Annotated in this window: 1 protein-coding gene; it reads right to left on the bottom strand. The window is 71.5% G+C overall.

What is annotated here, in order from left to right; genetic code table 11:
* Positions 1-239, bottom strand: a 239-nt coding sequence (locus R0J88_RS23260; protein WP_410901355.1) for a hypothetical protein, incomplete at both ends; no start/stop codon positions are given.

The raw sequence follows: 239 nt of genomic DNA, 5'->3' as shown, positions 1-239 counted from the left end.
TGGGCTTGCCGACCGTGCCGGAGGTGAACATCTGCAGGAAGGGCGCCTCCGCCGGAAGCCACACTGGCGGCTCGGTCAGTGGCTCGCTCTGCATCAATGTCTGCCAGTCGAGATCGCCCGCCTCCAGCGCATCTCCCCCCCCGCGCACGCCGGTGACCACGGCCCGCCGCCCAAGCCCAGTCCACTCGCCGCGCGGGCTCGTCTCGGTGATCACGATCTGCGTCTCGGCGCGCGCCAGG

This window comes from Pseudoalteromonas sp. SIMBA_162 (genome assembly GCF_046535955.1).
GTDB lineage: Bacteria > Pseudomonadota > Gammaproteobacteria > Enterobacterales > Alteromonadaceae > Pseudoalteromonas > Pseudoalteromonas marina.
This window is presented reverse-complemented; position numbering and strand designations above follow the sequence as displayed.